This is a genomic window from Clostridium sp. LXY-7, from assembly GCF_056172015.1.
The window spans coordinates 285,255-304,465 of the sequence record NZ_JBLLJL010000001.1 but is presented as its reverse complement, the minus strand read 5'-3'; the positions used below and the strand labels follow the sequence as shown (position 1 = coordinate 304,465).

Sequence of the window (19,211 nt, the reverse complement as noted above, 5' to 3'; positions counted from 1 at the left end):
TGGTGTAAATAAAAGCAATTCATATGAAGGTAAATTTTGAAAGGGTGACATAAATGATAGTGAATCCATTTAAGAGAAATAAAAACACTTCAAAAAAACTAAATAAATTTGCTGAAATTTTTCCAGGTCTTATTATATGTGTAATTATTGCTTTCATAGGAAAGTTTATAGGAAGCTATATTCCTAGTATAGGTGCTGCGCCTATAGCAATATTTATAGGTATAGCTTATGGAAATACATTGGGTAATAAAAAGATATATAGTAAAGGAACTAAGTTTGCTGAAAGTGATTTATTATCTTATTCTATAGTTCTCCTTGGAGGAACATTAAGTGCTGAAACCATATTGAAGTTAGGAGTTTCAGGAATTACTTTCATAGTATTGCAAATGATTGTAACAATTATTTTTGCAATATTAATAGGTAAAAAGCTTGGTTTTCCAGAAAATTTTCGCTTTTTAATGGCAAGTGGTAATGCAGTATGTGGTTCTTCTGCTATAGCAGCCACTGCTCCTGTTATTGAAGCTGATGACAATGAAAAAGGAATAACTATAACAATAGTAAATGTTATTGGAACAGTATTAATGATATTACTTCCCTTCATTGCTAAAATAGTCTTTGAAACAGAAACAGTAAAAACCTCTGCTTTAATAGGAGGTGTACTTCAATCTGTAGGACAAGTTGTTGCAAGCGGTAGTTTAGTAAATGAACATGTGAAGGATCTAGCTACTCTTTTTAAAATAGTTAGGATAATGTTCTTAGTTTTTGTTGTACTAGGTTTTGCACAAATGAAAAAGAAATCATATCAATCAAATAATAAAAAATCCAGTTCAAAGGTAAAGGTGCCTTGGTATATAATAGGTTTCTTTATTATGTGCTCCTTATTTACAGTGGGAGTGTTCTCACCACAGGCTTCTAAAATATTCAAATTCATAAGCAACAATTTTGAAATAATTGCCCTTGCAGGTATAGGAATGAGAGTAAATTTTAAAGAACTTATAAAGCAAGGACCTAAGGCTTCAATCTATGCATTAGGGGTTGCTACAGTTCAGGTCATATCTGCCATTACATTAATAATGGTTTTTATATAGATAACTTACTGTGAAAATTACATATAAATATAATGAGTTACGTCAATTACATAATCATATCATAGTATATTTTTAGCACTTTTAAGAATTTTGCTAGATAAATACACACCAAAGGATGATTTGAATTAATTATTACAAGATACTGTATTATGATATTGCAGTATCTTTTTGATTTGTGATTAAAATAATCTGAAATTTAACCTGACCGCATAACGCTGCTATTTTTTATTAATACTATAACAAAGGAGAGTGTTACATATGAAATTTAAAAAAATTTAGAAGGTTAGTCCCCATCTTTCTCTTACTAACCTTAATGTTTAGTTTTACTTGCTTAAGTACAGTTTATGCACAAAATACTAACAAACCAATCTATATTAGAGCAACTTCTGATATTCATAAGAAGATTCCAAACCTAGAAGCTTGGCTAAAAAGTCTAAAGACTAGTACAAACACCCTAGATCATATGCTCTTTGGTGGAGACTACGTAAGACCAGAGTATGCCTCTGATAGCGTTTCTGCTTTAGATTCCATAAATCCATCAACACCAGTTTTTGTTATTTCTCACTGCCCTATCCATTATTTTGGAAAACGAACAACTAAGAATGCCTTAGCACTTCTTAATCTTCTTAATGAATATAGTAACGTAATATTCCTTTGGGGTCATAATCATACGGTACATGATACAAACTATGGTAAGGTCAAAACCTCAGGTGATACCATACAATACAAAAAAGATTCTGAAGAAGTTCCTATAAAATTCACCTATGCTAATATGGGTGCCATGAACCAAGGAAATAACGAAGCTCACGGACTGCTTATGACTTTGACAAAGGAAAATAATAGCACAAACATTAAGTTCGACTATAAAAATCTTTCAGGAAAAACTATTTCAAACTATTCTGTATCAGTAAAGTAATTACAATGGAATTTAATTTTTCTTTGGTGACATAATCACAGTTCCATAATACAAACTATGATAAAATTAAGGTAAATGATAATAGTATTCAATATCACTAAAATAAATAAAACTAAACAAGTACAAATAAGAATTATAAACAAAAGAATTGGAGGTAAATTATGAACATACAATTACAAAATAAATATCAACTATATATAAATGGAGAATGGAAGGATTCATCTGATGGAGCTACCCTAAAGTCTTATAACCCAGCAAATGGTGAATTCCTAGCTGAAATTGCCGATGCAACTAATGACGACGTAGATGAAGCCATAGAAGCAGCAAAGGAAGCCTTTAAAACCTGGAGTAAATCAACCCCAGCAGAAAGAGGTATACTTCTTAATAAAATAGCTGACATTATAGAAAAAAATACTGAATTCTTAGCTACTGTGGAAACAATGGATAATGGTAAGCCCATTAGAGAAACCATGGGTGCTGATATTCCATTAGCAGCAGACCACTTTAGATACTTCGCAGGAGTTATTCGTGCAGAAGAAGGTACTTCAACAATGATAGATGAGAATACAATGAACCTAATACTAAGAGAGCCTATTGGTGTGGTTGGGCAAATTGTTCCTTGGAACTTCCCCTTCTTAATGGCCGCTTGGAAACTGGCTCCAGTTCTTGCCGCAGGAGATGTTAGTGTATTCAAGCCATCAAGTACTACTTCTTTAAGTGTTCTAGAACTTATTAAATTAATCCATGACATACTTCCAAAAGGTGTAATTAATATAATAACTGGTAAAGGTTCTAAGAGTGGAGAATACCTACAACATCATAAAGGTCTTGATAAATTAGCCTTCACTGGTTCTACAGATGTCGGTCGTGAAGTTGGTATATCTGCAGCTAGAAACCTAATTCCATCAACCCTAGAACTTGGTGGTAAATCTGCTAACATATTCTTTAGTGATGCAGATATGGACATTGCCCTTGAAGGAATACAACTAGGTATTTTATTCAACCAAGGACAGGTTTGCTCTGCGGGTTCTAGAATCTTTATTCAAGAATCCTTCTATGATGAATTCTTAGAAAGAGCCATTGCTTCCTTTGAAAGAGTTAAAGTTGGTAATCCATTAGATAAGAATACTCAGATGGGAGCACAAGTAAGTGAACAACAAATAAAAACAATTCTAAGCTATATTGAAATTGCTAAAAAGGAAGGAGCAACTATCGCAACGGGTGGAGAAAGATATACTGAAGGCGATTTAGCAAAGGGATGTTTTATGAAGCCAACCTTATTAACTAACGTTACTAATGATATGAGAGTTGCTAGAGAAGAAATCTTTGGACCTGTAGGGGTAGTTATTAAGTTTAAAGATGTTGAGGATCTACTTGAAATGGCCAATGATAGTGACTTCGGTCTTGCCGGTGGTGTCTTTACAAAGGATATAAATAAGGCAATAAAAGTAGCTAGAGGAATTCGTACAGGTCGTGTATGGATAAATACTTATAACTCCTTCCCAGCAGGTGCATCCTTTGGTGGTTACAAAAATTCTGGTATTGGTAGAGAAACCCACAAAGTAATATTAGATCATTACAGCCAAATGAAGAATATTATTATTAACTTAAGTGATGACCCAAGGGATATGTATATATAAGCTCTAGAAGAAGAGATTAAAATTGGAAATACCAAATTCATACTTCTACCTTGAATTGACTTGCCTATATGGTGAGTCATTTCATTTTGAAAAATTTCTCTTTACATTCAAGCTACTTTAAGGTTTAACATTATACTTAAGGGGTGTGATAATTTGAATGAGTTCATGAATATACAGGATTTTTCCGAAAGAACAGGTATTTCTAAAAGTGCATTAAGGTATTATGAAGCGAAAAATTTACTTTTTCCTCGAGAAAGAAGCGCAAATGGCTATCGCATATATTCTGATGATCAAATCGCAACAGTGAAGTTAATCTCAAGTTTACGTTTAGCTGATATACCGATAAAAGATATTCAAATTTATTTATTAGAAAACGATGTGGCAAGACGGAAGCAGATGATGGAGAATTGGATTTATAATATAAACAAGAAACGGGACCTTTTAACGGTCAGCCTACGCTATTTAGAAAGTGATTCTATAAGTAAGAAAATTTATCTAACAGAAAAATGTGCAGAACAAATTATTTGGTATGATGCTGAATCTAAAATAGGCGAATTCAAAACGCACTTTTGGGATAGAGGAAATAAACTTAAAAAGTTAAATATCCCATTTAAAAATTGTTACTTGAAATATCTATCTGGTAAAGATTTTATTAAAGTGCAGATTGGTTTTGGGGTACCGATTGACTTAAGAATAGATGATTTAACAGAAATCACCTTAATAGAACACATACCTCAATGCATCTGCCTTGCTATGCCCTTTAAAGATTCAATAACTACAATCCAAAGTGGTTACCATAAACTATTAAGCTATGCTCTCGAACATAAATGGACACCAACGTCTCCCATACTTGAGTGGTATCATGGTGTGGATTTTACAGAATTGGATTTATTAATGCCTGTTACTCAAATTGAGAGAAGAGGAGAATGACACATGGAAGAATTGATTATAAACGTAATGGATTTAATGGGAAGTTATTATAAATTAGGGTTAAAACAAAGTGAAGAAATTAAGTCATCACAGCTGCTAAAACAAATGGGCTTGCTTCAAGAGTTAAGCACTAACTCTAATTCAAAAAAAGCTCAAGAGATACTAAAGGCTGTTTCCCCTAATCTTTTGGAAGAACTTAGGGGACTAGCAGAGGGACTTGATATGGACTTAGATACCATAATTAGATTTTATAGCGGTTATGATGTATCTTTTCCAGCAATGGGTTGTACTGCATTTATAAATGATAACTACTATGTACGAAATTATGATTTTAGTCCAGAGTTGTATGATGCAAGACTCGTTTTTTCTAATCCAATTAATGGTTACGCAAGTGTTGGATTTAGCCAGCAAGTAATTGGAAGGCTTGATGGTATGAATGAAAAAGGCCTTGTTGTCGGATTACATTTTGTAAATAATCAACATAAAGCAGAAGGTTTTATTGCAACGACAATTGTTAGAATATTATTAGAACAATGTACCTCTATAAAAGAGGCACTAGAGTTAATTTCAACCATTCCTCATGGATTTTGCTACAATTATTCGATTACAGATCAAAGTGGAAGAGGTGTGGTAGTAGAAGCCTCTCCTCAGAAACAGTTTGTCAATTTCGGAAACCCACTAATTTGTACAAATCATTTTGAATCAGAAACATTACAAGAAAAAAATAGGAAAGATATACAGGGCTCAATAAAACGTAAAGAGTATATAAGTAGTTTATTAGCAGAGGAACTATCACCAATATCTCCATATCATCATTTTAATGATGGAAATTCTCCTTTATTTTTTAAATACTATAAAGAGTATTTCGGAACGCTGCATACAGTTGTCTATTCCCCAAAAGATTTAAGCCTCATAATTGGTGTTGGCGAGAATAGTGAACCAATGATGCTTTCCCTAAGAAAATATTTAGATGGAACTATAAATCTTCCTAAAGTTATGAAAGGGAGAATTAATCAAGCTTAATAAAAAGAATAATTAAAGGTGTTATCTGTGGGGTTCCTATTGAAGAAATTACAGAGCCAACTATGCAGAAAATTCGCTATTTAGATAAGCTCATTGATGAGTTAGCAAAGGGAAAAGCCATGGATAAAATTCTTAGAAATTAAAAGAGTAAAGGCCTACATCCCTTGATGTAAGCCTTTTATTTTATTTCTATCTTATTTTTTAGTTTCCTCTTTTTTATCTTCTTTATTAAAGTATTTATCTAATTCTTTTCTCATGTTATCTGGAATCTTTCTTTCAATTGGAAATACTACTGAGTTTACAATTGATTCACTGAATTCTTTAGTTATAATAGTAGTTTTTTCTAAAGCTTCAGCACTTAAAAAGTCCATAACATCGTTGCGAGTGTGGATGAATGCTCCACCATTTGGCGCAAAACGGCAGAAGGTAACAGAAGGAATTCCTGCATCAGCGAAGGCTGTGGAATCACTTGAGTATATATTCTGTTCTACCTTAAGTGGGAAACCTTTAATTTTAGCCATATGATCAATATAATCAACTAAGCTTTGTTCTGCAGTAACTAGAGCCTTCTCTTTTCCAAGGATGGAGCCTCCAACATCTACATTAATCATTAGAAGATGTTTTTTTAATTCCTCCTCATGAGCCTTTAAATAAGCTTGACTACCAAGAAGCCCAACCTCTTCAGAGCCATACCATATAAATTTTACAGTTCTTATTGGTGGATTTTCTTTAAAATGTCTAAGGAGCTCCATTATAATAACTGAACCAGCACCATTATCATATACTCCTGTACTAAAAGGAACACTGTCATAATGAGCGCCGAAAGATATTATCTCCTCAGGGTATTTAGAACCTTCTAAAGTTACAATAACATTATGAGAAGTAAGTTCTATATCTTCAGTAATTAATTCTACTTTCACTTTAGAAGCTTTGTTTTTAACCATATGGAAGCAATCTTTTGTGCGCATATTTAAAGCAGTTATTTTTCCATATTGTGTATTCTTTTCACGCATTCTAGCTACAGCAATATCAGTTTTATCTTCCTCATCCATGGCAGTACCAGACATGGTTATGTACCCAGCGATACCAGCTTTTATAAGTTTTTTATAAAGCTTAGGATTTGGACGAAGATTTATAAGTACAAACTTTCCTTTAAGGTCAACTAAGTTTGCATCAAGTCCATCCTCTATATATACAAAATCTGTAGTTATTCCGACTTCTGGTGTACTAATTGAGCAGTTATATGGTGTAATCTCATATTCCTTTTCATAGGGCTCAACTACCTTTAGTGAAGCTTTCTTAATTTTAGAAGTCGGAGCTTTAAACTCTTCTAAGTATCCTGTGCATCCTATTGAAGATATTTCTTCTAACAGAATGTTTGCGGCTTTTAACTCTTCTTCTGAACCACTAGTTCGTATGAAACCAATTTTCTTTAAAAGTTCAAATTCTCTTTGGCTATTCATTGACATAACATTTCCCTCCCCGTGTACTTACTTATACAGTATACCAAAATTGAAAAAATTTCAAAATAGCCATAGCTTTTGAGAGGTTTTTATCAAATCATATCGAATAGTTTGTACCTTAATATAAACTTACCACATAAAGGATGGCAACATAGGGGAGTTTGCTGCTTCAGTACAGATTATCTTCCCGCTCCCAAAATATGATTAACAACATAATGATAGTCAAATTGCTCATTTGTTTCATGCAATAGGCATAACCCATATTTCCATTGTTGTGGTATTCGGTTCATGGCTTTCATAACGCTCTACGGAAAATGGCTTCGTGGTTAATTTGTGATTTGGCAACCATGTTTCAAACAAGTATCTTTGCGCTTTATATAACACATCCATTACCAAGCCCTCAAAGTTCTCTGCATCAAAGGAGCAGACAATGTACTCTCCTGCTGGCAATTCCCAATTTTTATACCCATGGACTGCTGTATGGGTATTAGTCTGTCCTCCTGCAAGATAGCAGAAATAGCCTTCTTCTTCACAGGGATAGGCCACACCTATTTCATCACCATCGGACATAATATTTTGAATACCCACTTTCCTATGATGAAAGGTTTTCCAAAGGGTATCAAGAGGGTCAACTCCAGATTCGATGCCAAGACCTTCTATAAACTGAACAGGAGTCTTAGCCTCAAGTCCAACAAAATGCTCCGATACTGCGAGCTGTTTTCGGCTAATTTCAAGGACAATTCCATCACTGATAAGAGGCACATTCTCATCAATAAGGGTATAGTTTAGTAGCAACTGGGGCTTCGTCATCTTGTTAAAAGTTATGGGAGCCTTACGATAGCTCTCCGGTGTAACACCGAAAGTATCTTTAAAAGTACGGGAAAAATGCTCGTGTGAAGAAAAGCCTAAATCCAGAGCAATATCCAAAATCCGCTTATCCTTTTGTAGTAAAGTTTCAGTGGCCCTTGCCATACGGCGCAGCTTGATATATTCGATTACCGGTTTTTTAACTAATCGACTAAACAGCCGCTGATAATAGAAAGGCGATAAGGCTGCCATTTTTGCAAGGCTCTCAATAGTAATTTCTTCAGAAAGGTGTTCCTCAATATAATCTATCGTTTGTTGTATTTGTTCCCATGAGTGCATTATAAGCACCTCCTTTTTTATAGAATAACATGGATAATATCTCATCCACTTGTCTAGCAATGCCTTTTTTATGAGAAAGCGAATAAGTTAATTATTTTTTAGCTTGCATCTAATTTGAATTAACTTCTTTGTATTGTCTAAAATCAGTTTGCTTCTAATATCAATCATCAGCCGTTTGGCAGGCCAGCATATAGAAATAACTTTTTACAAACGGTTGGAAAATCCTTTAATTGGTTAAATTATAATATTATACGTTTATTCTACCTACTCTACCTGCGATGGGTTTAGATATAGCGGCTTTTGAATTATTATATTATTAAAGGGGGTGTAATTATGGATACACAAAAAATCGGGCGATTTATAGCAGGCGCTAGAAAAAAGAAAAATTTGACTCAGACAGAACTTGTAAAATAATTGAGTTTCCTGTTGACCTTCACGCAACGTCATACCCTATACTTTAAGTTGTAATAAGTGATATCACAAATTCAATTGAATAATAAGGAGATGATTTTAATGGAAATAGTTATACAGGATACTTTAAGTTTATATAAAAAAATGCTTAATTTACCCGAAGGGAAGAGAAATGAATTCTTTATCGGTGAATTAATAGAACCTTTTAATCCCATGTTTGAAATAATGCATATACCTAAAACACCTGAGGCCATGGGGTGTATCCAACTATCTGGTCGTGACTCTGAGATGGTAGAAATGTTAGAAAGGCTTGAAAAGGCTGATGCTTGGAATAGTGCAAAAGTTACCATGGAAGCTGCAGCAGAGCGCTTTAAAAAAGCTTGCATTCCATTACCAGAAAAGGTTGTAGTAGGAATCTTCTTAGCGAACCCTGAAACTTTAGCTATGACTGAAGGATATACAGGTATGGGTTCTATACCTGGATATATACAAATAATGATTGCTCCTAACGAAAAGAACCTTCTAAAGTTGAACGCATGTATAGCTCATGAGTTTCATCATAATGTACTTTTTCATAATGCAAAATGGAATTTTATGACTGATGTATCAGTTGGGAAATACCTTGCTGTTGAAGGCTTGGCTGAAAGCTTTGCAACTAGCTTGTTTGGTGAAGAATTTATTGGCCCTTGGGTAACAGGTGTACAAGGAACAGATTTGGACATCTCAAGAAGAATAATTTCAAAATCACTTGACGTTAAGGGATTTATGGAAGTGCGTAAATATATATTTGGAAATCATCCAATGATGTCTGAAACTGATGGATTTGGTATGCCTTTCTGTGGAGGTTATGCCGTAGGATATCATGCAGTACAGGCATACTTAAGAAACACTGGTATTTCAATAGAAAAGGCTACAATCATAGATGGCGATGAAATCATGAAGTTATCAGGCTATTTTGAAGCTTAAACAAAAAGGACTTACTATTAGAAGGTAAGTCCTTGATTCGTCTAAAAAGAATAATGAGTCACACTGAATGTATGCTAATTAGATAATTTTTCAGACATTATATATAACACTATTGCTAATAACCTCTATTTTTTACAATAGCACATAATTGCCTGATAAATGAAGTCACTCAAATCTTCATCGCTGAATTGGTTGATGTAATTTTTAAATCTGCTATCAGACCTATAAGTGTTAGCAATACATTCTAGAATTTCTGCATCACAAGTCATATATTGTTCTAAGTAATTTCTCCATTCTACGATTAATTTCTGAACATCATCAGAAGAAGGTAAGTTACACATTTGTTTTGCTATTTTTTTAAATACTTTTTCAATATTATTTGCAAATTCATAAGATAATTTTACTTTCTCATCATCAGATAGCTTTTCTAGGGTTTTCTCATATTCTTTGTATTTCTTTGTTTCACCATATATTATTTTGGCTTCACGACTATATTGTTCTTCTAATGGCAAAATTGGCGAATTATTAAACATATTCAAATTAAATATGTCTTTTCCTGATACATAATCCTCTAACGCAGTAATAATTGTACCTAATCGCTGTTGTTTTGATAGTAAAGTTTGATAATGCATTTTTAGCATTTGTAGTTGTTCTTGCTTTGATAGTTGCATAATACCTGATATTTCTTTTAAAGATAAATCCATTTCCTTGAAAAATAAAATAGTTTGAAGTTTTTCTAAATCTTCTCTGCTGTAAGCTCGATAACCATTATCCGATAAGCGAGTTGGTTTTAATAAATTTATCTCATCATAGTAGTGTAATGTTCTAGCAGTGACACCTGTTATTTGTACAATATCTTTAACTATAAAAAATTGTTTTTTCATTTTCAAAATCCTTTACCTCTTTTTTGTATTATATAATACACTATGACCTTACATCATAGTCAAGCATAATTTCATTTGTTATATAGGAACTACTATACAATAGTATAGAGTGATGTAATATGATGTATAAATAGGGATATATTATATATGCATAATATATCTCTTATCTTATTTTCAACATTTTTTAATTTGCAAATGGCTTATATTAAAGGATTTTAGCCATTTTTTACTACTATAAATATCTAAAACCTATGATAGTGTTGTTACAAGGAACCATATCATAAGTGAATCAAACTTTATTAAAATTGAATACTTTAATAAAGAATACTTATTTAAATATTGTTATATTTATATATTTATAAGAATAAAAAAATATAACAATATATAGTATTCATGCTGGTTTCAGAGGTTTTTCTCAAAATCAGCATATTATTATCCATTAAAAATTAATTGTATCTACATATATTTATATTAAATATATAAATAGTAAAGGAGATCTTCAAATGGCTAGAAAAAGTTCTAAAAAGATTATGGATATAAATGAATTTTCTTGTGATTACGATGTGGAGGAAATTAATGATGTTAATGCTTACTTAAGTACCATTCTAGATTCAGCAATAAATCATTACTATAAATTTATATATAACAATAACTTTCCCACAGATTAATAGGAATCAATATTATAATATTTAATATAATGTAAATATAATAATTATATTCGAGATGAAGTATTATAATGAAACGAAACAAAATTGTAAAAGCACCTACCCGTGAATTTTTATTAAATAAGATTATTTCTTTTATACCAAATATAGCAAGGGCACCGTCAAACAATTCTCAAAATGACTATATTCAAGTAGCTGAAAAAGTCATTGAGAAATTCTATGAAAATAGGGACCTGAGTAAAAATAATAACATAAATCAATATTTATATTCTTATAATTTAAAAGTTCTTTTAGATAAAAAAGCAAAGTTACATCAGTATGTAACAAGTAAGACACGCTTAGAGAAAGAGGAGTATAAAATAACTTCTAAAATTATTTATAAGAAAGCCGTAGCCTCAACCATATTATTAAGAATAGCTGTTAATGTATCCTTTAAATATGTTGATTTAAAAAATGTTGAATCAGGTTATGGTGAAATAGTTGAAATGCTTCTTATATTCACTGAAGGTGGATATAAGGTTAAAGATTTATGTATAAGCGACAATTACTATGATTCTTTTATTAGAGGTGAGTTCCCAGAGTATTTACCTATAGATAAAATCAGTAGTATGGAACTTAGGAATAAACAAAACAACTTAAAAAAATTCATAGGTAAAAATTTAAAAGAAGAAGGATGTAAAACATTAAAAATAAAGGAAATCAATGATTTTTCTACACAAAATCTACATCTAAGAGCCTTATATCCATTAAATAGAGCTAATATAGTAAAATATGCTTTAAATAATGCAGGGAGTCCTCATCCTGCAAGTGGTAATGGAGTAGTTCCTTATTATGATTTTTCTCAAATAGACGAAAACTTTGATTGTACAAATTTCATTTCTCATGCATTACTTGCTGGAGGAGCCACGGTGTACAATAATTCAAATCCAGCAACAGGTTGGTATTTTGTAAACCTATCAAACAGGTCCTATTCCTGGTCAAGTGTTGAAGCTTCTTTTAGATTTTTAACGACTAATAAAATAAAAGGACCTGCTGGAATATCCTTTCCATATGAGCCATTCGATAGAAGAAATGGTTACCCTTTTGAGGTAGGAGATATTATACAGCACAGTAACGGAAGGGTTTGGAGACACTCAACAATAATTACTGGGTTTTATCAATATGATCCATTTTCACCCTACTATCTTGGAGCTCTTGTTACGGGTCGTACCTCTGCAAGTAGATATAACTATAATCAAAAGGTTGAAGAAATCTATCCAGGAAATAGTAAGCGAGTAATTAAACTAATTGGGAATTATAAATAATATAGGTTAATGGAGATAAGAAATAGTTAACAAAATACATTGTTTTAAATAAAAATAAATGATATCTACATATATGTATGTCGATATCATTTATTTTTATATTTTTGAAATGAGATTACAACTTATATTAATAGGTGGCGTTATTATTAAAGTTGTAACACTCATAGGACTAAGCTTTATAATAAGATTTAAGAAAGTTGTATTACTACCTATTTAGTTACTTTGTCCCCAAATTCGTTATTAACAATCTTATCAAATGCTGGTCTAGCCTTTAATAGATCTTTGTCATATGACTCTATAATATCCATAAGTCTATTCATATCAGCTTCATTAACTTGTGGAGTCTTTGAATAAGCTTCTATTTTTCTATAATTTCCAACTACCTTAGCAGTTAGAGCATCATCGCTAGCAGGGAAAAATTCTTTAATTGCTTTAGCTACTTCTTCATCTGATTTTGAGAGTACCCATTGTTGTCCTTTATATATAGCTCTTGTGAATCGTTCTATTAAATCTTTATTCTTATCCATATAAGATTTAGTCGTATAGAAGCAAGTATATGGTAAGTTGCCAGCACTTTCTCCTATAGATGCAGCTAGTGAACCATTAATTTCACCAGCAATAGCGCTTGCTGTAGGTTCAAAGATAGCTGCAAAATCTCCTGTACCACCCTTAAATGCACCTGGTACAGCATTAAATGCAATATTAGTTACCAAATTTAAATCCTTAGTAATATCAACTTTTTCATTCTTTAATACATACTCAAGAGCCATTTGAGGAACACCACCAGGTCTTCCCCCAATAACTGTTTTTCCTTTAACCATATCCCATTTAAAATTACTAATAGGTTGTCTAGCTACTAAGAAAGAGCCATCCTTTTGGGTTAACTGTGCAAAAACTACGGGGTAATCTTCTCTTCCTTGATTATAAATGTACATTACTTGCTCTGGCCCAGAGAAGCCTATATCAGCACTTCCACTTAGAAGCTGTTGCATGGTTTTATCTGCTCCCTGTCCTGTGGTAAGTTCAATTTCTATACCTTCTTCCTTAAAAAAGCCCTCATTTATTGCTGCATACATTGGTGCATAGAAAATTGAACGTGTAACTTCATTAAGTCTTATCTTAGTCATAGTAACTGGCTTATTATTTTCTACAGGTTTCTCTTCCTGTTTATCATCTACCTTCTTACTGCATCCACCAACAACACCTAGGAACATGAACATAAAAACTATCACTGAAATTAGCTTAAACTTGTTTTTCTTCATAAATTTCCTCCTATAAAGTTAAGATTATACTTTATAATATGTGAGTAGGTGTTTTTATGTTAATTGTTTTTGATAGTGTATGAAATATATGTTGTGGGTGGATTATTATCTAGTGAAATACAAATTTCTTAAAACTAAAAACAGTAGGTGATTATTGCTTATCTACTGCTTTATATATGTGTAATAAATAAAACTATAAATATCACTATGATTTACTTTAATCTGGAACCGAATAAGCAAAAGGCAACAACTCTCTTGCCTGAAATTTTCTAAGCTTGCCATCTGCATTAACAATTACTTTACAATCAGGCATATAGTCTGAAAGGAGTTGTCTACAATTTCCACAGGGTGGTAACACTTCGCCATCCTTTTTTCCTCTAACTGCAACTATACATTCAAATTCCCTTTCTCCAGCCGTTATAGCTGTACCAATGGCTATCATTTCAGCACAAGCCCCATGATTAGAATAAACATTTACCCCTGTATAAATCTTTCCATTTTTACATCTAACTGCTGCTCCAACTGTATGATTATATTTTACACCATCAAAGTTCTTTCTTATGGTTTCAACTGCCTTTTCAATTAATTCTAAGTCTTTTTCTATTAAAGCTTCCATTTGATTTTCCTCCTATAAGTTCAAATTGACTGGCTTATGATTCTGAGTGGAAATAATTGTTTTTTATCTTCATTAAATACTCTGTCATATTTGTATCTTCACTTTGATTATAGCTGTATCCAAATGTTTAGAAACAACTGATGCAATAGTTCTAAATAGCTCACAAGCTTTAAATATCGCCTCCCAAAAGTTATCATAATCACTATCAGAATAAGTTTTTGCATACATTTCATAAATCTCACTAGGTAGACATTTTTTTTAAATCTATCTTTACATCAAAGCCCAGGTCATTTAAATCAGACTCCTGAACTATAGCTATATTCCCAAATACAGAAATTCAGCCCTTATTATCCAAAAATGATTTCGTTTAGGTTACAACATATACAATGTCATAATCTTGATAAATATTTTTTTCTCATCATTTTACTATTTTACAATTAATTCACATAAATATTATAGCACTTCTTTATGTAATTAATATACTTTTTATATTTTTCAATGTTATATTTGAACCCAAAATAAAAAACAGTAGATTCTTTTCCTACTGTTCATACTCAATAAAATCCTCTTGTTTCTATTTTAAATTTATTTAGGTTAATGATCCTTTATTTGTAGGATGAAACAAAAATACCGCATATCCACGTTGAATAGTACGGCATTATGGATAAATTATTTAATTATATATTTGTTACTACATTTAAGAAAATTACTACCTAAAAACACCTTAAAATTGTTCATTCCTATTTAAATAATCTTCTTTTGTTAATCCAAAGAGAATTTCATCATGGTATCTTCCATTTGTATAAATATTTTGCCTACATGTCCCCTCTTGCTCACAGCCGAGTTTTTTATGCATAGCAATAGATCCTAAGTTACCCTCTAAAATGCCTGCACAATATTTATTTAACCTTTTTTCCATAAAAGCATATTTAAGAATTATCTTCATAGCAGAAGTTCCATAACCTTTACCTTGATAGTCTTTATCAATCAGCGTAGCAATTTCAAAAGTTCCATTTTGTTCGTCAATACTATTTAAATTTATTCTACCAACATGAACTCCCTCCAAAGTCTCTATAGCAAAATAAGTTCTATTAGTACTTGAGAAATCTTTTATTTTTTCTGAAAACTCTTGTGATGATGAAACTGTTGGTGGTAAAGCAAGTTCACAATCTGCCAACCTTAAAGTTTCACTATCGAAGTTATTATAATAATCCCATTCCCAATCATTCGCACTCCAAGCCCTTAGCCTAACTAAATCATTTTGCCAGTAATAATTATCATACAATACTTCTCTCATATTAATTACCCCCTTTTTAACTCATCATAAATTACAAGGTTGTACTAATAATTAATTCATACCCACACACCCTCTATCATTATGTTCCAATAAATCATAAAAATATTATAGCAGTTATTTATGTAATCAATATACTTTTATATAATTATTTAACATTATGTTTTAATACAAAATAAAAAACAGTAGATTCTAGCCCTACTGTCAATATTCAATGAAATTCATTTAAACCATTTTCTCTGGAATAAATTTAGAGGAAATCCTCTTTATCAATATATAATCTAGTATGAGAAGAACTGCACCTGCTGTAAACATAATAAAATTATTTAATATAATTATACCTGTCACTTGACCTATCAATAAAAGAATTATAGGAATAACAAGAATGCCACTTACCTGCTGAGCATCCTGAAAAGTTTTTGACTTTGCTGATATCATAACCGTGATAGTTAATGATAATAAATTAATTGCAGGTGTTATCCAAAGTATGATAATAAGCCATTTTACATTTGGAAAAATAAGTTCTCCAAAATATATGAAGCCACCTATATTTATTATGATACCAAAAGCTATAAATGAAACTAAAGTTATAATATAAGATGGTATAAAAACGCCTAAAATTTTTGCTTTCAGTAGTGATTCCATAGATATAGGTGTATAAAGCAGTGTCTCCATTGTCTTATGCTCTTTTTCCCCTACGAAACTGCTAGCTCCAATAACTCCTGAACACATTATAGGAATTATAAGAAAATATGATGGAAACATATAGTTTATAGCAAGCTCTATTAAAAGCTGTCCAGGGGTATATATCTTATATTCAGAAGGTAACTTTTCTAGAAGCGGTCCCAACTCTTTTATAATGTAATCATTACCCGCATATCTCGCACCTATAACTAATGCCAGAGGTATGAGTACAGCAAGAACAATGGGTACAATAGTCATTGGTAGAATTATCTGCTTTGAACTTGTTATTTCATTTATATCCTTTTGAATTAATGCTTTTTCACTCCTATTCATATTAACACCTCCATTATTATAGTGTTACACCCTCTGCTGCACCTTTTATATACATAAAATACAGCTGTTCTAGTGACCATTTTTGTTGTACAGCCTCATAAACTTCCCCACCGTTTGCTATTATATTGTGTATAAGAGCATTTACCTCTCCATCTCCTGAAATAGCTTTACTATATAAGTTATTCTCCTCACGAACAAGTCCAAATTTCTCGGAAATATTCTTTCCCCTGATTTTTAATTGAATACTTGCATTTTTCTTTGAAGCAAGTTCATCAAAAGTACCAAAGCCAAGAATATTACCTTTATCTATAAAGCCATACAATGTGCATATATCATTAGCATATTTTAATTGATGAGTACAAAGGAATACTGTAACTTCATTTTCTTCTGCAAGTTCTTTTATAAGCTTTGATACATTAAGTGCATTTTCTGGGTCTAAACCAGAAGTAGGCTCATCAAGAAATAATATTTCAGGGCTGTGAATAAGGGCTATAGCCAGGGAAACTCTCTTCTTCATTCCTGTACTTAAAGCTTTAACTTTCTTATTACTTACATCTGATAATTCCAGCCTTCTTAAAATAGCTTTTGTACGTTCCCTTAGTAGCTTTTCTTCCATATCATGCATATTTCCAAAGAATAATAAGTTTTGTTCAGCAGTAAGATTTTCATAGCAGGAAGAACTTTCAGTCATAACTCCACATAATCTATGGAGTTCAACACTATGATCCTTCAAAGGTTTCCCTAAAATTTCAGCATATCCTGATGTTGGTGTAAGAATTCCATTAAGAATCCTTACAGTTGTAGTTTTCCCTGAGCCGTTAGGACCAAGAAAACCAAATATTTCACCCTTTGGTATACTGAGACTTATATTATTTAACGCATTACTCTTTTCATCATAAGATTTTATAAGATTTGATATATTTATTGCGTTCATCTATTTCACCTCACAATTATTAAACGTATAACGGGACAAAAAGTTCAAAAACGTGTACTCTATTTGATGCTTACAAATTAAAATTATTAAAAATATAATTCTTTGGAAATGAGATTTTTTTAAAAAACTACCGTCGATATAATTGTTTAACATTATATTTCAATTCAAAAATAAAAAACAGTAGATTCTTATCCTACTGTTCATATTCAATGAAATCCTCTTGTTTCTGTTTCAAACTTATTTAGGCTAAATGCATTCTTTTTTTGTAGGACGAAACAAAAATACCATAAAATTCATTTGAATAATACGGCATCTTAAGAAATTATTAGATTTTCTAATTATAATGCTTAAGTAAAAATATAATGTCCTAAAGAATAGAATAAATGATATATACCTTTGTTTTAAAATTTTCTTAAAACAATCACCATCAAAAAAGCGATTATAAAAGCAATAACAGAGCTAAAAGCAACCACTTTCAACCAACTTTTTGCTAAAATTTTTTGTTTATACTGATATATTGTTGAAACAAAACCACTAATAATTACTATCGCAAGTAAATCCCATGGTGCTTCATTAAATCTTAAACACCTGTATATAACATCAATGAATAGTGCATACGCAATAAATTTATATCCAAATGCATAACTAGCATTTTCAATAAAGGTTGTTCTTTCATCTTTTTCTACAATTTTATTAGTCATTATTTTTTACCTCCTCAAAATAAAATAAATCTTCAAATTTTTTATCTAGCACTTTTGAAAGTATTAATGCTAACTTTGCAGTAGGACAATACTGACCTGTTTCAATAGAACTAATTGTTTGCCGAGTTACACCTGCAAGTACAGCCAGTTGTTCCTGTGATAGACTTTTTTCAGCACGAGCAACTTTTAGACGATTCTTTAATTGCCTATCTTCATTCAAATTATCACCTCCATCAACTTAATGGTATCATATGGAAATAAACTTGTCAAGTATGCTTGGCAAATAGCCAAGTATACTTGTATTAATATTAATACAATATAGTTTATAAGCATTTCTAATACCGTACTATTCAATTTTCAACGAATCATGACTTACTTCACAGCTGCCAATGAAAATAAAAACTGTTCTATTTTCGTAGCAAAGAACATTTTTTATTAATTAGTTCGTCCTATGACGCAAGGTTGTACTAATAATTAATTTATGCCCACACACCCTCTATCATTATGTCCCAATAAATCATAGAAATAAATGCTATAAAATATCCATGAATTTTCTAAGAATGTGAATTCTTTATGATAATTAAACGAATTAACTACTCAGTACAGTTGATTTAATCTGTTAGCAGATTGTACTGAGATTATGAAAACTTGTTGACAGTTTTCACTGTACTGATTGACTTACCCAAAAATAATAATATGGATAAAAAGTACAGTTATGAAACATTTTTAGCTATGCCTAATGGTAGACAGCTTCAAAGTGGAAAATATATTGCCTTAGTTGGAGAAAGTGGTTCAGGAAAATCTACTATTGTAAAATTAATTATTGGATTATTGAGACCAAAAACAGGAGTTATATTTATAGATAAACAGGATTTATCAAAATTTGATGTAATTAAGACTATATTATAAATATTGCTGAAAATTTTACTCTCCAATAATATTTTTTTATGT

At 31.4% G+C, this 19,211-nt stretch carries 20 protein-coding genes and 1 pseudogene; 10 read left to right on the top strand and 11 right to left on the bottom strand.

Annotation, left to right across the window (positions count from 1 at the left end; all coding sequences use genetic code 11):
• Positions 1-53 precede the first annotated feature (53 nt).
• From ACI48Q_RS01580 to ACI48Q_RS01555, 6 genes and pseudogenes are all read left to right on the top strand, one after another.
• On the top strand, positions 54-1,088 hold the full coding sequence (locus ACI48Q_RS01580; protein ID WP_474917289.1) for a YeiH family protein: 1,035 nt from the start codon (positions 54-56) through the stop codon (positions 1,086-1,088).
• 313 nt (positions 1,089-1,401) lie between these two features.
• Entirely contained in the window at positions 1,402-2,004 is a 603-nt protein-coding gene (locus ACI48Q_RS01575) for a hypothetical protein (protein ID WP_474917288.1), read from the top strand.
• A gap of 161 nt (positions 2,005-2,165) precedes the next feature.
• Positions 2,166-3,644, top strand: coding sequence for an aldehyde dehydrogenase family protein (locus tag ACI48Q_RS01570; protein ID WP_474917287.1), 1,479 nt, complete (start codon positions 2,166-2,168; stop codon positions 3,642-3,644).
• 153 nt (positions 3,645-3,797) lie between these two features.
• Positions 3,798-4,574: a MerR family transcriptional regulator gene (locus ACI48Q_RS01565; protein WP_474917286.1), complete on the top strand. Its 777-nt coding sequence runs from the start codon at positions 3,798-3,800 to the stop codon at positions 4,572-4,574.
• A gap of 3 nt (positions 4,575-4,577) precedes the next feature.
• Positions 4,578-5,597: a C45 family autoproteolytic acyltransferase/hydolase gene (locus ACI48Q_RS01560; RefSeq protein WP_474917285.1), complete on the top strand. Its 1,020-nt coding sequence runs from the start codon at positions 4,578-4,580 to the stop codon at positions 5,595-5,597.
• Positions 5,598-5,599: 2 nt separating this feature from the next.
• Positions 5,600-5,740: pseudogene (locus ACI48Q_RS01555) on the top strand (DUF2200 family protein); the annotation flags it as partial.
• A gap of 51 nt (positions 5,741-5,791) precedes the next feature.
• Here ACI48Q_RS01555 and ACI48Q_RS01550 read toward each other — a convergent pair.
• A complete protein-coding gene (locus ACI48Q_RS01550) occupies positions 5,792-7,066 on the bottom strand; it encodes a M28 family metallopeptidase (protein WP_474917284.1) in 1,275 nt (424 codons plus the stop codon).
• 234 nt (positions 7,067-7,300) lie between these two features.
• A complete protein-coding gene (locus tag ACI48Q_RS01545; RefSeq protein ID WP_474917283.1) occupies positions 7,301-8,206 on the bottom strand; it encodes an AraC family transcriptional regulator in 906 nt (301 codons plus the stop codon).
• Positions 8,207-8,719: 513 nt separating this feature from the next.
• Here ACI48Q_RS01545 and ACI48Q_RS01540 point away from each other — a divergent pair.
• Complete coding sequence (locus ACI48Q_RS01540; protein ID WP_474917282.1) at positions 8,720-9,583, top strand: DUF2268 domain-containing putative Zn-dependent protease; 864 nt, start codon at positions 8,720-8,722, stop codon at positions 9,581-9,583.
• 125 nt (positions 9,584-9,708) lie between these two features.
• Here ACI48Q_RS01540 and ACI48Q_RS01535 read toward each other — a convergent pair whose 3' ends face one another.
• Entirely contained in the window at positions 9,709-10,467 is a 759-nt protein-coding gene (locus ACI48Q_RS01535) for a MerR family transcriptional regulator (RefSeq protein WP_474918315.1), read from the bottom strand.
• A gap of 503 nt (positions 10,468-10,970) precedes the next feature.
• Here ACI48Q_RS01535 and ACI48Q_RS01530 point away from each other — a divergent pair.
• Together ACI48Q_RS01530 and ACI48Q_RS01525 are read left to right on the top strand one after the other, a co-directional pair.
• Complete coding sequence (locus ACI48Q_RS01530; RefSeq protein ID WP_474917281.1) at positions 10,971-11,135, top strand: hypothetical protein; 165 nt, start codon at positions 10,971-10,973, stop codon at positions 11,133-11,135.
• A 68-nt stretch (positions 11,136-11,203) separates the two neighbouring features.
• Entirely contained in the window at positions 11,204-12,436 is a 1,233-nt protein-coding gene (locus tag ACI48Q_RS01525) for an amidase domain-containing protein (protein WP_474917280.1), read from the top strand.
• 209 nt (positions 12,437-12,645) lie between these two features.
• On the opposite strand, the gene ACI48Q_RS01520 is transcribed toward ACI48Q_RS01525, so the two are convergent.
• The 8 genes from ACI48Q_RS01520 to ACI48Q_RS01485 form a co-directional block, all read right to left on the bottom strand.
• Positions 12,646-13,698 (bottom strand): ABC transporter substrate-binding protein, encoded by a 1,053-nt coding sequence (locus tag ACI48Q_RS01520; RefSeq protein ID WP_474917279.1) that lies wholly within the window; start codon positions 13,696-13,698, stop codon positions 12,646-12,648.
• A 217-nt stretch (positions 13,699-13,915) separates the two neighbouring features.
• Complete coding sequence (locus tag ACI48Q_RS01515; RefSeq protein ID WP_474917278.1) at positions 13,916-14,314, bottom strand: cytidine/deoxycytidylate deaminase family protein; 399 nt, start codon at positions 14,312-14,314, stop codon at positions 13,916-13,918.
• An 84-nt stretch (positions 14,315-14,398) separates the two neighbouring features.
• Positions 14,399-14,542: an aminoglycoside 6-adenylyltransferase gene (locus tag ACI48Q_RS01510; protein ID WP_474917277.1), complete on the bottom strand. Its 144-nt coding sequence runs from the start codon at positions 14,540-14,542 to the stop codon at positions 14,399-14,401.
• Positions 14,543-15,038: 496 nt separating this feature from the next.
• A complete protein-coding gene (locus ACI48Q_RS01505) occupies positions 15,039-15,611 on the bottom strand; it encodes a GNAT family N-acetyltransferase (RefSeq protein ID WP_474917276.1) in 573 nt (190 codons plus the stop codon).
• Between the two features lie 222 nt (positions 15,612-15,833).
• Positions 15,834-16,625: an ABC transporter permease subunit gene (locus ACI48Q_RS01500; RefSeq protein WP_474917275.1), complete on the bottom strand. Its 792-nt coding sequence runs from the start codon at positions 16,623-16,625 to the stop codon at positions 15,834-15,836.
• 16 nt (positions 16,626-16,641) lie between these two features.
• Positions 16,642-17,559: an ABC transporter ATP-binding protein gene (locus ACI48Q_RS01495; RefSeq protein ID WP_474917274.1), complete on the bottom strand. Its 918-nt coding sequence runs from the start codon at positions 17,557-17,559 to the stop codon at positions 16,642-16,644.
• Positions 17,560-17,960: 401 nt separating this feature from the next.
• Entirely contained in the window at positions 17,961-18,260 is a 300-nt protein-coding gene (locus ACI48Q_RS01490; protein WP_474917273.1) for a hypothetical protein, read from the bottom strand.
• Complete coding sequence (locus tag ACI48Q_RS01485; RefSeq protein WP_474917272.1) at positions 18,253-18,480, bottom strand: helix-turn-helix transcriptional regulator; 228 nt, start codon at positions 18,478-18,480, stop codon at positions 18,253-18,255. The genes ACI48Q_RS01490 and ACI48Q_RS01485 overlap by 8 nt, the downstream gene beginning before the upstream one ends.
• Before the next feature lie 428 nt (positions 18,481-18,908).
• Between ACI48Q_RS01485 and ACI48Q_RS01480 the strand changes: the two genes are divergently transcribed.
• Positions 18,909-19,169, top strand: a complete 261-nt coding sequence (locus tag ACI48Q_RS01480) for an ATP-binding cassette domain-containing protein (RefSeq protein ID WP_474917271.1) — start codon at positions 18,909-18,911, stop codon at positions 19,167-19,169.
• Positions 19,170-19,211: the final 42 nt, after the last annotated feature.